The sequence below is a fragment of the Streptomyces sp. BoleA5 genome, from assembly GCF_000373665.1.
In the GTDB taxonomy this organism is placed as follows: Bacteria; Actinomycetota; Actinomycetes; order Streptomycetales; family Streptomycetaceae; genus Actinacidiphila.
The window spans coordinates 232,077-244,777 of sequence record NZ_KB892124.1; the positions used below are offsets into that span (position 1 = coordinate 232,077).

Genomic DNA, 12,701 nt, shown 5'->3' on the forward strand with positions numbered 1-12,701 from the left:
GACTCCGGCGGCGGTCCCCCGTTGGCCCTTCAAGATCACAGTGAAGGAGGACCGCCCGATGAGCACCCGCCGTCACCAGAAGGGCCGCAAGCACCGCACGGTCAATCGCACGCCGAGGCCCGTCGCCCCCGTCGGAACCGCCGTGACGGGCGCCACGGCCACCCCGCCGGCCTCGCCCGACTCGCCCGCCCCGTCCCGCACCGCGGCAACCGTTCCCGTCCCCGCTCCGGCCGCGCCCCCGGCGACGTCCCCGGACCGGTCGGCCGCGGTCCCGACGGTCCCGCCCCCGGCTGTCGCCCCGGCGCCTGCCGCGGCCGCCGTGCCGCCTCCCGCCGGGCCCCGCCCCGATGTGTCGGGCCCGGAGGAGTCCGGCCTCGCCCGTACGGCTCTCAAGACCCTCCAGCAGCTTCGCGCGGCCGGCCGCGACGGGACGACCATCGACGCCCTCAGCGCCAGCGTCGGCTACCAGCCCGCCACCATCGTGCGGCACATCGACAGCCTCGCCGCGCACCACCTGGTCCACCAGCGCGACGGCCGCTGGTACGCCGTGACGACCTCATGACCCCGGGCGTGGCGGGCGGCCGGTGGCCTGTTCCCCGCGGACCGGGCGCCCCCGGTCGTCCCGGGGGTCCACCACGGTGAACCCCCGGCTCCGGTGGAGCCGGTCGCCGCCGTCCGCCCCGCCCGCAACGACCGTGCCGGCGCGTCCGCGGCCCTGGACCAGGCCGTTTCTTTCGGATCACCTCGCCGAGAGGATGAAGATGGCCGCGACGTGGAGTCCGGTCAGGTAGATGGCGGCGGTCTTGTCATGGCGAGTGGCCGGACCGCGCCATTGCTTGAGGCTTTGATGTACCGCTCGACGGTGTTGCGGTGCTTGCAGGCGTCGCGGTCGAAGCCTGGCGGCGGCCCGCCGCCTCGGCTGCCGCGGCGTTTGTGGTTCGCGGCTGGGACACCCGTCCTCGGCGCCGCCAATGACTCACCAGGGCACGGGCGTTCCGTCCCAGGAGAAGAAGCCACCGGTGGGGCCGTCGTCCGGCAGCAGGGCCAGGCGGAGGGCACCCTGCGCGGCCTCGGCCGGGTCACCGCCGGCAGCGGCGGCCCGGGGGTTGAGATCAGTGGCCCGCAGGCCGGGGGCGAGCGCGTTGACCTTGAAGCCGTCCTCGGCCAGCGTCTGGGCGTAGAGGACGGTGAGGGCATTGAGAGCGGCCTTGGACGACCGGTAGGCGGCGGCGCCGCTTCCCGGGGTGAACTGGGGGTTGGGGGTGGTGCTCCAGTTCAGCGACGCGGTGCCACTGGAGATGTTGACTATGCGCGGACTCGGGGACCGGCGCAGGGCGGGCAGGAAGGCATTGGTCACTGCCACCACCCCGAACACATTGGTCTCGTATGTGCGCCGGTACTCCTCGACGCCGGTGTCGGTCGGGGGAGCGAGTGACGGCGAGATGCCGGCGTTGTTGACCAGCACGTCCAAACGGTCCATCCGAGCCGCGGCCTGTGCGACGGCGGCGGGATCTGTCACGTCCAGGACCAGCAGACGGGCCCCGGCTCCGATCTCCTCGACGGCCCGCTGCCCGCGCCCGCGGTCACGGGAGCCCACGTACACGGTGAGGCCCTCGGCAGCGAGCAGCTGGGCGATACACTTACCGATGCCCTTGTTTGCACCGGTGACCAGAGCTGTGCGTTCGTTCATGGCAACCACACTTCCCTGGTCGTGGGTGCCCTGCCAGGGACAGCCTGTACCAGGCAGTGGAGGAGGCGACATGGCGCGGCAGGAGCTGGCGCACTACCTGCGGGACCGCCGGGCGGCCCTGCGTCCATGCGAGATCGGCCTGGCGGAGACGGGCACCGACCGCCGCACGCCGGGTCTGCGCCGCGAAGAGGTGGCGGAGCTCGCCCACATGTCGGTCGACTACTACACGCGGCTGGAGCAGGCCCGGGGGCCGCGGCCATCGGCCCGGATCCTGGACGCGCTGGCCCGCGCGCTGCGGCTCACGCCGGCCGAGCGCAGCCATCTGTTCCGCCTGGCGGGTTCGAGCGCGCCGCCTGGCATCAGCGCCGTGCGGCGGGTGCGCCCGCACGTGGCCCGGATGCTGGAGCGGCTGCCGGAGACCGGTGCCATCGTCACTGACGCGGCGTACGACGTCGTCACCTGGAACCCCCTGGCCCGAGCACTGCTCGGCGCCGACCTTGGAGGCGGGACGACGAACCTGGCCCGACGCCGCTTCCTGGGCCAGGGGCGGACGTACGAGAGCTCCAGCGCCGAGGAATTCGGGCACATCGTGGTGGCGCGGCTGCGCCGGGCCGCGGACCGCTACCCGCATGACCCGCTGCTGGCCGCGCTGCTGGCCGAACTGCACGCCGGCAGTGAGGAGTTCCGGCAGATCTGGGAGGCGCGCCCGGTCCACGCTCCCGGGCATCGCACCAAGACCCTTGACCATCCAGAGGTCGGTGCGCTGCGGTTGAACTGCGACGTCCTGCTCGTGCCCGAGGATGACCAGGAAGTCGTCCTGATGACGGCCGACCCCGGATCACCTGCCGTGCGGGCCCTGCGCAGGCTGGCCACGCAGGCGACCTGAAACGAAGGATGCGCACAGGTCCCACCAACGCCTCACAGAGCATCGCAACTCAAGATTCACCGGGCCTGTGCCCACCTTGCTGCCGAGGCTTTCCACGCCGCTTGTTCGCGCGGGCTCCAAGGCGAACTCGACTGCGCTGTCGCGGTCGACTCCACGATCGTCCGGGCTCATCAGCACGCCGCCGGGGCACGTCGAAAGGGGCTCTCCCGGCGAGCCGAATCCGAGCCCCCGGACGGTCTTGCGCCGGTCGCGGCCATCTTCATCAACGGCCTGGCCAGGGCGGGAGCCTCGCCGCCCCGGCCGGTCCCGCTGCGGGGCCGCCTCGCTCCGGTCAGCAGGTACGGAAGAGGTGGCCCGGCTCCCCGGCGGGCGCGACGTCGCGGTCGCGGAGCACGACCGCGAGGCGGGCGCCCCAGCGGCGGCAGGTCGCCGTGAAGTCGGCCGCGTCGTAGGCCACGACGAGGACGCGGTCGTCGTACGCGGCGGCGTACCGCCCGCACTCGTCGAACTCGCCGCACTCCTCGGCGACCGCGAAGTCGAAGCCGATGGCGGACCGCTGGGGGAGGAGTTCGGTGGTGTTCTTCTGCCCGACGGCCAGCCCCGCGGCGTGGGCGCGTGAGGCGAGCAGCCGGGCGAACGCGGCGTTGTCGGCGGACGTGAGCAGCCCGTCGGAGCGCTCGAAGGAGTCGAGGTTGTCCGGCTCGACCGCCCGGAACCCGCGCTCCGCGCAGTCGTCGATCCACCCGCCGACGACCTCCGCCAGTGCCTCGCGCTTGGCGGCGGTGGAGGTGTCCAGCAGGGCCTCGTCCCACTCGTCGTCCACGACCAGTCCGCCGTCCTCGTCACGCAGCAGCAGGCCGGGGTCCCGGGCGCGCCACGTGGACAGCTCGCCGGGCTGGGCCTGGAAGGCGTTGACGTAGCAGACGGAGTACACGCCCGGGGCGGGCTTGTCCGTGCGGTCGCGGGAGACCACCCGCACACCGCCGGGCGGCGGGTAGCCGCCGCCGATCTGGTAGTCGAAGGAGGCCCCGGCCCGCGGCGGCACGACGCGCGGGCCCGCGGACGAGCCGTCGCCGCTGCCGCATCCCGCCGCCGGAGCGAGGGCCGCCACGACCGCGAGCAGGGCGGCGACGGCACGCGGCGCCGGAGACGGGTCGGAGAGGGGCACACGCGCTCCTGGACGGCGGAGGCCGGACGGGGGACCGCCATCCTCCCGTCCGGCCTCGCGGTGCCGTCGACCGGGTCCGCGCCGCGGCTCACATGAACCCGCCGCCGTCCCAGTGGGCGCCGGTGAGCCAGAGGAAGGCGATGAGGGTGTCGATCGCGCCCAGCACGACGGTGATCAGCGGGAACACCCGCCTGGCGCCCCGGGGCGTGCGGCGCATGGCGAGCCGGCCGCACACGACGGCGGCCGGGCCGAGGACGATGCCGAGGACGAAGAATCCGGCGACCGCGCAGATCAGGCCGACGGCGCCCAGGGTGCGGGGGCTCGCGCCGGTACGGGTAGGGCTGTTGTCGGGCATGGTTCCTCACTCCATGGGCCGGTGCCCGTCCCGCGGCGCGGTACGGGCGGTTCTCGGCGACCCGGACACGCCCGTGCGGTGCGTCCGGAGGCCGTCCGCACGCGGGACCGCCACGGGCCGCCGGGTCCATCAGGACGGGGCGGCCCGTGGCGGGCGCCGGGGTTCCGGTCAGTCGGTCAGCCGGTGAACAACTGCTTGAGCTTCAGTACGAGTTCGTAGACGCCGTAGGCGAAGGGCGCGCCGACCCACAGCCAGGCGACGGCCATCAGCGGGAGCCGGCCGTTCCCGGCGGGGGACTCGGTGGCCTCGGCGGGCGCGGGGTTCGAAGCGGTCATCGGACGGCTCCTTCCGACTCGGGTCCGACGGTCGCCTTCGTCCCGGCGGACGGTCCGTCATGGTGCCGCGGATGGACCGGGCGTACCAGTTCGTTGGCGACGAAGCCGATCACCAGCAGCACCATCATGATGACGAAGGACGTGGAGTAGAGGTCGGGTCCCGTCCGGCCCGCCGACTTCTCGTGGTCGGCGATCGCGTTGACGATCAGCGGCCCGAGCACGCCCGCGGTGGACCAGGCGGTCAGCAGCCGCCCGTGGATGGCGCCCACCTCGTACGTCCCGAAGAGGTCCTTGAGGTAGGCGGGGACGGTGGCGAACCCGCCGCCGTAGAAGGACAGGATGACGGCGGCCGCGATGATGAACAGCGGCTTGGAGTCGTCGCCGACCAGGGCGATCAGCAGGTAGAGCAGCGCCCCGGCGCCGAGGTAGAGGCGGTAGATGTTCTTCCGCCCGACCAGGTCGGAGGTGGAGGACCAGGTGATCCGGCCGAGCATGTTGCCGAGCGACAGCAGGCCGACGAATCCGGCCGCGGCCGTGGCCGTCACCGGCGTGGAGGTTTCGGCGAAGAAGTCGGTGATCATCGGCGCGGCCTTCTCCAGGATGCCGATGCCCGCCGTCACGTTCATGCAGAGCACCACCCACAGGCACCAGAACTGCGGGGTGCGCAGCGCGTTGTGTGCGGACACCTGCGCGTTGGTGACGAGCGGGCGCGCGGCCGTGGCCGACGGGTTCCAGCCGGGGGGCCGCCAGTCGTCCGCGGGGACCCGGACGAGCAGCACCCCGAAGGTCATGAAGACCGCGTAGACCAGGCCCATGACCAGGAAGGTCTGCCCGATGCCGGAGGAGTCGGCGCCGAAGGAGGAGAGCAGCTCCGTCGACCAGGGGGAGGCGATGAGCGCGCCGCCGCCGAAGCCCATGATGGCGATGCCGGTGGCGAGTCCCGGCCGGTCGGGGAACCACTTGATGAGCGTGGAGACCGGCGAGATGTAGCCGATGCCGAGGCCTATGCCGCCGACGAGTCCGTAACCGACGACGATCAGCCAGTACTGGCTCGTGGCGGCGCCGAGGGCCGAGATGAGGAAGCCGGAGGCGAAGCAGAGGGCCGAGACGCACATGGCCCACCGGGGGCCGTTGCGCTCGACGAGGGTTCCGCCGAACGCGGCCGACAGCCCGAGCATGACGATCGCGAGCTGGAACGGCAGCGCGGACTGGGTGCCGCTCAGCCCGAGCGAGGACTCCAGCGGGGGCTTGAACACGCTCCAGGCGTACGCCTGCCCGATGGCGAGGTGGATGGAGAGTGCGGCCGGCGGTACCAGCCAGCGGCTCCAGCCCGGCGGTGCGACGGTGCGGGCACGGGTGAGGACGTCGGGTACGCCCATTGACGCCATGGCGAGTACCTCCGTGAGGGGACATGATCCCGTGGACCGTACAACTTTCATCCATCCCTGGGTAGGGCGTTTGGCGATGAACTTGCCCGAGCGGAAGGGGTGTCCGGGATTCGCGAGGCATGCGCCCGCCTTCGGCGGGGCGCACGTCCGCGCACGCGTCCCGGGATCGAGGGGGTTCGGGACGCCTCCGGGGGTCCGGGACGCCTGCGGTGGTTCGCTGGGTTTCGTCCCTATTCATTGGTGGTGGCGGCAATAACGAACGATCTGTTCGATTAGTGGTGGTTGGGGTTATGGTGTCCGGTGTTAGCCGGTCAGGGCTATCACTGGAAACGCCGGACGTGGCCGGTCAGAGGTGATCCATGCATGCGATAACGGACAGCTACGACTTCGTGGTCGTCGGCGGCGGCACCGCGGGCAGTGTGCTCGCCGCGCGCCTCTCCGAGCCGGACGGCGCACGCGTGCTCCTGCTGGAGGCGGGGGGCGACGGGCCGCCGGCCGCGGCGGCGACGCCGTCCGCCTGGCCGACGCTGCTGGGGACGCCCGCGAACTGGGGCGACACCACCGTCCGGCAGTCGGCCACGGGCACCACCACACCCCTCGCGCGCGGTCGCGGCCTGGGCGGAGGGTCGGCCATCAACGCCATGACCTTCGTGCGGGGTCACCACTCCGGCTACGGTGCGTGGACCGCCGGCGGCGCCAAGGGCTGGGGCTACGACGACCTGCTCCCGTACTTCAAGCGCAGCGAGAACGCCCCCGGGCGCGACCCCGCCCTCCGCGGTGTCGGCGGCCCCCTGACCGTCGGGCCGGCGAGCCCGCCCCACCCCGTCGTGGCCGCGCTCCTCACGGCGGCGACCCAGACCGGCTACCGGCGGGCGGCCGACATCGCCGCCGGTCTGGAGGAGGGCTTCGGCTGGAGCGACCTCAACATCGTCGGTGGCCGGCGGCAGAGCGCCGCCGACGCCTACCTCACCCCCGCCCGCCACCGCCGCAACCTCACCGTGGTGACGGGTGCCCTGGTCCACCGCCTGCTCCTGCGCGACCGGCGGTGCGCCGGGGTGGAGTACGGGCACGCCGGCCGCCCCGGCACCGTCGCGATCGGCTGCCACGGCGAGGTCGTGCTCACCGCGGGCACCATCGGGACGCCGCAACTGCTGATGCTCTCCGGCATCGGGCCGCGGGCGCACCTGCGGGACAAGGGCATCGACGTCGCCTTCGACCGGCCTGGCGTGGGGGCGAACCTGCAGGACCACCCGGTGGCCGCCGTCGTCCACCGCGCGGCCCGGCCCGTTCCGCCCGGGGCCAACAACCACGGCGAGGCCATCGGCCTGGTGCGCAGCCGGCTCGGCATCTGCGACCCCGACGTGCAGGTGCTCCTGTCCGACACCCCGGGATGCCGGACGCCCGCGGCCGACCTGCCGGACGGTCAGGGATACCGGATCGCGGTCTCCCCGATGCGCCCGCACAGCCGCGGCACCGTCAGGCTCGCGAGTGCCGAACCGGGCGCCCTGCCCCTGGTCGACCCCGACTACTACGGTGACGACCGCGACCTGGCCACGATGGTCGAAGCGCTGTTCCTGGCACGGGAGATCGGCCAGGCGCGCGCCCTCGACGGATGGCGCGCCCACGAGGTCCTGCCCGGCCCCGACGTGAAGGACGACGCCGGACTGCGGGCGTACGCACGCCGCACCCTGGCCTCCCGCATGCACCCCGTCGGCACGTGCCGGACCGGCGTCGACGACCTCGCCGTCGTCGACACGGACCTGCGCCTCCACGGCGTCGACGGCCTGCGGGTCGCCGACGCCTCGGTGATGCCCGCCATCCCCTCGGGCGACATCGCCGCCACGGTCTACGCCATCGCGGAACGCGCGGCGGACCTCCTCGGGCGCTGACCCCCTCGGCCCGGCTCCGGCCCCCACCGCCGGATCCGGGGGGCCGTCCCGCGTGGGACCGCTGTACGCCTCGTCGGGGAAGGTCGCCCTCGCGCTGCTCATGGGGCTCGCACGGACCGCGCCGGGGGAGCCCAACGAGGCCGCCGTGCGCCTGGTGGAGCACCTCGGCCTGACGCCCTCGTTCGAGGCCGCGCGCATGTACACGGGCCCGGTCCCGGACGTCGACCTGGCGGGCATGTACGGCGTCACCAGCCTGGAACTCGGCTGGCTAGGCCCCGCATCCCGGGCCCGGCGCCGTTCCGGGCGGCTCCCCGGTCAGGGAGGCCGCCCGGAACGCCGTTGGGCGGGGGGCTACTGGTTGATGGTGTAACTGTCCCCGTAGACCTTCCACTTGAGCGGAGGGTTGAGGTCGAGGTTGCCGTTGTTCAGGAAGACGCGCTGCTCCGTGTCGACCCGGCTGGTGTCGCTGTGCGCCTCCTCGGTCTTCATCGCCGCCTTGCGCGCGTCGAGGAAGGCGTTGATGTACGCCGTCTCGTCGCCGCCCTGCGCGGGGCTCTTGGCCTTGGACAGGGCGGTCTTGCGGATGCCGCCGAAGCTGACCTTGTCCTCGCCGGGGCCGTGCATCACGATCGCGTCGTAGTAGGCGAACTGGCCCAGTGCGCGCAGCCCGTCGGCCTTGGCCTGCTTGACCGAGGGGTCGAAGTAGACGCGGTCGCGCTCGTCGTTCTGCGCCTGCTGGAACGCGGTGTCGGCGGCGGCGCTGCGCCATGCGCTCTCGAAGCCGGAGCCGAGGCCGCTGTGCGAGTCGGTCCCGTTGACCCGGCGCAGTGCGGGCAGGTAGCGGGCGAGGGGGTTGCCCGGCTCGCGGTCGGTGTAGAGCTCGACGAGTTCGAGCATGTCACCGGTGCCCGAACAGAAGCCGATGATGCCCGCGGTGTAGCCGCGGCCGTCGCCGATGTCCTCGATGTACTTGTACTGGGCCTTCCAGTCCAGTGAGGAGTTCTCGGCGCTGGACACCAGCTGCATGGCGATGTCCTTCTTGTGCGCGTCGTCGAGCCCGACGCCGGCCGCCGCGGCGGCCGGCTGCCCCGGCGCGGCCGAGGCCAGGGTGCCGGCGCCGGCGGCCAGGACGCCCGCGGTCAGGGCGGCGGTCGCGTAGAGGACGACGCGTCGGCGGGGGAGGGAGCGTGCATGACGGTGTGGGGGGATCTGCACGGGTGACTCCGTGGGTCAGAGGTTAGGAAACCTTCCTAACAGCGCCACATTGAAGCACCGGGCCAGTCGAACGCCAAGAGGTTCGAACAAAAACGCCGCATGTGATCTGCTCGAAGAATCAGGGGAGTTGGCGGCAACCTCCCGAACGCAGCCCGCGCCCTCCCGACCTCGCGGGCCCCCGCATGCGCGGTCCGCCGCCCGGATGCAGTCTGGACGGGAAGAGACCGAGGAGGTGGTACCCGTGCCGGACGGGCCCCCTCCCGCACCGTCCCACCCCGATGCCGGGGAGTGGACGGACGAAAGCCTGCTGGCGCCCGCGCTGTTCGCGATGATGGACGGTGTGCGGGCGCACGCGGGCGGGATCTACCTCCTCGCGCCGGGCGAGCCGGTGCTGGAGATGGCCGTGATGGCCGGTCTGCCGCGCGCCTTCGCCGCGCCATGGGAACGGGTAGGACTGGGCGCCCCGATCCCCGTCGCGGAGGCACTGCGCGAACGCCGGCTCGTCTGGGTCGGCGGCGAGGAGGAGATGGCGCGCCGGTACCCGCGGATCGCGCTCGTCCTGCCCTATCCGTTCACCCTCGCCGCGCTGCCCGTCGCGACCGCCGCCACCGCCTTCGGCTCGGTGTTCGTCACCTGGCCGGGCGCCCATCCGCCCGAGCTGTCCGACTGGGAGCGCGAGCGCCTGCTCACCGCCGGCGGGGAGCTCGCCCGCAGCCTGGAGCGGCGGACCGCCGAGGGCAGGCCGGTCCGGCGCGGGCGGGACGTGGAGATCGGCGCCCCCGTCGCCGGGGTCTCCTCGGCAGTCGAGGCGGTGCGCATGGTGGGCCGGCTGCCGGACGGCCTGTGCTCCCTCGACCTCGACGGGCGGGTCACCTACGCCAACGGCGCGGCGTCCCGCCGACTGGGCGTGCCGGTGCGCAAGCTGCTCGGTCACCCGTTGTGGCGGACGCTGCCGTGGCTGGAGGACCCCGTGCACCAGGAGCGGCACCGTGCGGCGCTGATCAGCAGGCAGCCCACCTCGTTCACCGCGCTGCGGCCGCCCGGCGACTGGCTCACCTTCCAGCTCCATCCCAGCAGCAACGGCGTCAGCGTCCGCATCTCACCGGCCCGCGGCCCGGCGGCGGAGGCTCCCGTACCCGAAGCCGTGCGCGCCGCGGCGCCGCCCGCGGTCGGGCTGGTGGCCATCTCCCACCTCGTGAACCTGTCCGGGGCGCTCACGGAGGCCGTCTGCGTCCAGGACGTGATCGACCTGGTCGCCGACGAGATCATGCCCGCGGTCGGCAGCCGGGTACTGGCCGTCGTCGCCCCGGAGGCAGGGCGGATGCGCGTCCTCGGCCACCGCGGCTACCGCGATCCGGCGATCGTCGACCGGTGCGACGGCATGGCGATGTCGTCGCCGACCCCCGCCGCCCAGGTGCTGGCCAGCGGTGCGCCCGCGTTCCTGGAGTCCGAGCAGGAGATGCGGGAGTGCTTCCCCGACCGCCCGCCGGTCTCCGACGGCATGGCGGCCTGGGCCTACCTCCCGCTGATCGCCTCCGGTCGCCCGGTCGGCACCTGCGTACTCGGATACCCGCAACCGCACCGCTTCGGGGCCGACGAGCGGGCCCTGCTGACCAGCCTCGGCGGACTGGTCGCCCAGGCCCTGGAGCGGGCGCGGCTCTACGACGCCAAGCACCGGCTGGCCCACGGCCTCCAGTCGGCGCTGCTCCCGCGGACCCTGCCGGAGCTCCCCGGCCTCGAGGCGGCCGCGCGGTACCTCGCGGGCACCGAGGGCATGGACATCGGCGGCGACTTCTACGACCTGCTCCGCGTGGGGGACCGGCCCGCCGCCGTGATCGGCGACGTGCAGGGCCACAACGTCACCGCGGCCGGCCTGATGGGCCAGGTCCGCACGGCGGTCCGGGCGTACTCCGCCGTCGGGCAGTCGCCCGGCCAGGTGATGGAGTGCACCAACCGGCTGCTGCTGGACCTGGACGTGGAGCTGCTCGCCAGCTGCGTCTACCTCCACCTCGACCCGGACGGGAAACGGCTGATGGCGGCGGGCGCGGGCCATCCGCAGCCGCTGCTGCGGGAGCCGGACGGCCGTGTGCGGCCGCTCGACCTCGCCCAGGGCCCGCTGCTGGGCATCGACGCGGAGGCGGTTTACCGCACCGTCGAGTTCCCGTTCCCCCCGGGATCGGTGCTCATGCTCTACACGGACGGCCTGGTCGAGTGTCCGGGGACGGACGTCGACGCGGAACTGGCCGCCCTCTCGGACCACCTCGGCGCCGCCGGCGGGCTGCCGCTCGACCGGGTCGCCGACGGCGTGCTCGCCCTCACCTCCGAGCGCCGGCTGCGCACCGACGACATCGCGCTGCTCCTGCTGCGCTCCCGGAGCCGGTCCCGGTGACGGGTGCGCGAACGGGCGCCGCGCGCCGTCCTGGGACGGTGCGCGGCGCCCGTGGTGTTCCGCGGGTCAGCCCTGGCGGGCCTTGAAGCGGGGGTCCCTCTTGTTGATCACGTAGACACGGCCGCGACGGCGGACGATCTGCGAGCCGGGGGCGTTCTTGAGGGAACGCAGCGAGGCACGTACCTTCACCGGTCGCCTCCTTTCGGGCGGTTCTTGATCCGCCCATGCCAACGCGGGGAGGGCGCGGTTTCTTCCCGCCGCTTCCCGGTGCCGTGGCCGCGCGGGGCCGGGGGCAGGATGAGGCCCATGAGTTCCCTCGCCGACGGCCCCGCCGTCCCCTCGCCGCCGCACCCGCTGGTCCGCTCCCCGCACGAGCGGGTCCTCTTCGCCCGCGGGAGGGGCGCGCAGGACCGGGTCGCGGACGCGATCACCGCCTTCGCCGGCTCGATGGCCTTCGTCTACGTGCACATCCTCTGGTTCGCGGTCTGGATCCTGCTGAACCAGGGGCTCGCGGGGCCCGGCGGAATCTTCGACCCCTACCCGTTCGGGCTGCTCACCATGATCGTCAGCTTGGAGGCGATCTTCCTCTCGACCTTCGTCATGGTCAGCCAGAACCGGCAGGCCGCACGCGACAACATCCGCGCCGACCTCGCCTTCGAGACGAACGTGCGCTCCGAGGTCTGGTCCTCGCACATAGGCCGGGCCCTCGGCCTCGACCCCGAGGAGGTCGAGCGGAACGTCCAGCAGCTCGTCGCCGAGAGCCGGGCCCGCATGGGCGTCACCTCCCCGGCCGCGCCACCGGCCGCGAAGCCGCCCGCCTCATGAGCCCTCGTTGTCCCGGTCCGCGTCGCGCGGCGGGCCCGGGCTGGTGAAGTCCGGGCTGGAGTACCCGGGCCCGCGGAAACCCGGCGACTCGAAACCGGGAGACTCGAAACCCGGCGACTCGAATCCGGGTTCCGCGATGTCCGCGACCTCCGGCTCCGGGACCTCGTACTCCGGGATCCGCGGGGGCGGCGGAACCGCCGCGCCGTCCCCGGCGCCGGGTTCCGGGCCGGGGCCGTCGGCGGACGTGGAGAACCCGGGACTGCTGAAGCCCGGGTGGTGCGTCGGCGCGTCCTCGCGCGGGCGGTCCGGACGGTCCGTCATGGCCCTTCCCCTCCCCGCAGACCTCAGCGCCGTCGCCCGCGGTACCCCGACCAGCGGGCGCCCGCGCCCGAGCCGACCCCGCCGAGGTGCGCGGCGAGCAGCGTCAGCCCGACCAGCAGCAGGCTCGTCGGGGTGAAAACGGCCTCCGTCGACGTCCCGGTGGCGTTGATGATGAACGCGACCGCGAAGACGACGGCCGCAACGATGGCCAGCATCGGCCCTCCCAAGGGTCCGGGGGCG

Annotated in this window: 14 protein-coding genes and 1 pseudogene; 6 read left to right on the top strand and 9 right to left on the bottom strand. The window is 73.4% G+C overall.

Annotation, left to right across the window (positions count from 1 at the left end):
• Positions 1-58 precede the first annotated feature (58 nt).
• Positions 59-562 (top strand): helix-turn-helix transcriptional regulator, encoded by a 504-nt coding sequence (locus tag B085_RS0130900; RefSeq protein ID WP_026251624.1) that lies wholly within the window; start codon positions 59-61, stop codon positions 560-562.
• A 414-nt stretch (positions 563-976) separates the two neighbouring features.
• Here the strand turns inward: B085_RS0130900 and B085_RS0130905 are convergent, their stop codons facing one another.
• Entirely contained in the window at positions 977-1,690 is a 714-nt protein-coding gene (locus B085_RS0130905) for an SDR family oxidoreductase (RefSeq protein WP_018562480.1), read from the bottom strand.
• A gap of 70 nt (positions 1,691-1,760) precedes the next feature.
• On the opposite strand from B085_RS0130905, the gene B085_RS0130910 reads away from it, so the two are divergent.
• Complete coding sequence (locus B085_RS0130910) at positions 1,761-2,576, top strand: helix-turn-helix transcriptional regulator (protein ID WP_018562481.1); 816 nt, start codon at positions 1,761-1,763, stop codon at positions 2,574-2,576.
• Between the two features lie 331 nt (positions 2,577-2,907).
• Here the strand turns inward: B085_RS0130910 and B085_RS0130915 are convergent, their stop codons facing one another.
• From B085_RS0130915 to B085_RS0130930, 4 genes are all read right to left on the bottom strand, one after another.
• Entirely contained in the window at positions 2,908-3,744 is an 837-nt protein-coding gene (locus B085_RS0130915) for an endo alpha-1,4 polygalactosaminidase (RefSeq protein ID WP_018562482.1), read from the bottom strand.
• A gap of 88 nt (positions 3,745-3,832) precedes the next feature.
• Positions 3,833-4,099, bottom strand: coding sequence for a hypothetical protein (locus B085_RS44325; protein ID WP_018562483.1), 267 nt, complete (start codon positions 4,097-4,099; stop codon positions 3,833-3,835).
• 176 nt (positions 4,100-4,275) lie between these two features.
• Entirely contained in the window at positions 4,276-4,434 is a 159-nt protein-coding gene (locus tag B085_RS50200) for an MFS transporter small subunit (RefSeq protein ID WP_018562484.1), read from the bottom strand.
• Complete coding sequence (locus B085_RS0130930) at positions 4,431-5,822, bottom strand: OFA family MFS transporter (RefSeq protein WP_026251625.1); 1,392 nt, start codon at positions 5,820-5,822, stop codon at positions 4,431-4,433. The genes B085_RS50200 and B085_RS0130930 overlap by 4 nt, the downstream gene beginning before the upstream one ends.
• Positions 5,823-6,181: 359 nt before the next feature.
• Between B085_RS0130930 and B085_RS0130935 the strand changes: the two genes are divergently transcribed.
• Both B085_RS0130935 and B085_RS0130940 read left to right on the top strand, forming a co-directional pair.
• Complete coding sequence (locus B085_RS0130935) at positions 6,182-7,711, top strand: GMC family oxidoreductase (protein WP_018562486.1); 1,530 nt, start codon at positions 6,182-6,184, stop codon at positions 7,709-7,711.
• A 46-nt stretch (positions 7,712-7,757) separates the two neighbouring features.
• Positions 7,758-7,976: pseudogene (locus B085_RS0130940) on the top strand (GNAT family N-acetyltransferase); the annotation flags it as partial.
• Positions 7,977-8,062: 86 nt separating this feature from the next.
• Here the strand turns inward: B085_RS0130940 and B085_RS0130945 are convergent.
• On the bottom strand, positions 8,063-8,926 hold the full coding sequence (locus B085_RS0130945) for a chitosanase (protein ID WP_018562488.1): 864 nt from the start codon (positions 8,924-8,926) through the stop codon (positions 8,063-8,065).
• Between the two features lie 241 nt (positions 8,927-9,167).
• Between B085_RS0130945 and B085_RS0130950 the strand changes: the two genes are divergently transcribed.
• Complete coding sequence (locus tag B085_RS0130950; RefSeq protein WP_018562489.1) at positions 9,168-11,315, top strand: SpoIIE family protein phosphatase; 2,148 nt, start codon at positions 9,168-9,170, stop codon at positions 11,313-11,315.
• Positions 11,316-11,381: 66 nt separating this feature from the next.
• Here B085_RS0130950 and ykgO read toward each other — a convergent pair whose 3' ends face one another.
• On the bottom strand, positions 11,382-11,504 hold the full coding sequence (ykgO, locus tag B085_RS0130955; RefSeq protein WP_018562490.1) for a type B 50S ribosomal protein L36: 123 nt from the start codon (positions 11,502-11,504) through the stop codon (positions 11,382-11,384).
• A 117-nt stretch (positions 11,505-11,621) separates the two neighbouring features.
• Here ykgO and B085_RS0130960 point away from each other — a divergent pair, with 117 nt between their 5' ends.
• Complete coding sequence (locus B085_RS0130960) at positions 11,622-12,140, top strand: DUF1003 domain-containing protein (protein ID WP_018562491.1); 519 nt, start codon at positions 11,622-11,624, stop codon at positions 12,138-12,140.
• Here B085_RS0130960 and B085_RS0130965 read toward each other — a convergent pair.
• Positions 12,135-12,461 (bottom strand): hypothetical protein, encoded by a 327-nt coding sequence (locus B085_RS0130965; RefSeq protein WP_018562492.1) that lies wholly within the window; start codon positions 12,459-12,461, stop codon positions 12,135-12,137. The genes B085_RS0130960 and B085_RS0130965 overlap by 6 nt on opposite strands.
• Positions 12,462-12,484: 23 nt before the next feature.
• Positions 12,485-12,676: a hypothetical protein gene (locus B085_RS0130970; RefSeq protein WP_018562493.1), complete on the bottom strand. Its 192-nt coding sequence runs from the start codon at positions 12,674-12,676 to the stop codon at positions 12,485-12,487.
• Positions 12,677-12,701 lie beyond the last annotated feature (25 nt).

Coding starts and splice junctions, on each gene's coding strand:
- B085_RS0130900 (WP_026251624.1), top strand. CDS start 59: ATGAGCACCCGCCGTCACCAGAAGGGCCGCAAGCACCGCACGGTCAAT.
- B085_RS0130905 (WP_018562480.1), bottom strand. CDS start 1,690: ATGAACGAACGCACAGCTCTGGTCACCGGTGCAAACAAGGGCATCGGT.
- B085_RS0130910 (WP_018562481.1), top strand. CDS start 1,761: ATGGCGCGGCAGGAGCTGGCGCACTACCTGCGGGACCGCCGGGCGGCC.
- B085_RS44325 (WP_018562483.1), bottom strand. CDS start 4,099: ATGCCCGACAACAGCCCTACCCGTACCGGCGCGAGCCCCCGCACCCTG.
- B085_RS50200 (WP_018562484.1), bottom strand. CDS start 4,434: ATGACCGCTTCGAACCCCGCGCCCGCCGAGGCCACCGAGTCCCCCGCC.
- B085_RS0130930 (WP_026251625.1), bottom strand. CDS start 5,822: ATGGCGTCAATGGGCGTACCCGACGTCCTCACCCGTGCCCGCACCGTC.
- B085_RS0130935 (WP_018562486.1), top strand. CDS start 6,182: ATGCATGCGATAACGGACAGCTACGACTTCGTGGTCGTCGGCGGCGGC.
- B085_RS0130960 (WP_018562491.1), top strand. CDS start 11,622: ATGAGTTCCCTCGCCGACGGCCCCGCCGTCCCCTCGCCGCCGCACCCG.
- B085_RS0130965 (WP_018562492.1), bottom strand. CDS start 12,461: ATGACGGACCGTCCGGACCGCCCGCGCGAGGACGCGCCGACGCACCAC.
- B085_RS0130970 (WP_018562493.1), bottom strand. CDS start 12,676: ATGCTGGCCATCGTTGCGGCCGTCGTCTTCGCGGTCGCGTTCATCATC.